Origin of the sequence: Acinetobacter sp. (assembly GCF_036666595.1) — a bacterium.
Taxonomy (GTDB): domain Bacteria; phylum Pseudomonadota; class Gammaproteobacteria; order Pseudomonadales; family Moraxellaceae; genus Acinetobacter.
In genome coordinates, this window is record NZ_JAVWVO010000169.1 from 1 (window position 1) to 508 (window position 508).

The window sequence follows — 508 nt, forward strand, 5'->3', positions numbered from 1 at the left end:
CCAATACGAATCGGTATGATCATTTTCAGCCTCTTTATGCAATTTTTTAGTTTGAAAAATCTTGTATTCGTACTTTCTATTTCGCTATAGTACGTATGCAAACATTGTGAAAGTATAAGCGATCATGCTGTTGAATACAGAATTTAATCAAACTAAAACACGCTTAGCTGCTCTCATTTTAAGCTGTATCAGCACATCTGCTGTTTATGCTTTACCGATGAGCTGCGAGCAAGCAAATGCTTCAACCTTGAAGAAGTTTTGTGGGACTCAATTTAAAGACTTACGTGCACAATTAAATGAAAAATATTTGACGGCTTATCTCATCACAGATGCACCTATTCGTTTAATCAATGATACCAATCAGTTATGGTTCAACCGTTTAAAGCAATGTAAATCTAACGATTGCTTTCAACAACAAATTGATATTCGCTTAGAAGATTTCAACTTTTACACTTCAATGAATCAAAGTTTAACGCAACATTTCATTAAATATGAGCAAGGCGAAATA

The 508-nt window shown here is 33.7% G+C and carries 1 pseudogene; it reads left to right on the plus strand.

Going from position 1 to position 508, the window contains the following annotated elements:
- Positions 1–124 precede the first annotated feature (124 nt).
- Positions 125–508: pseudogene (locus tag RR876_RS17415) on the plus strand (hypothetical protein); the annotation flags it as partial.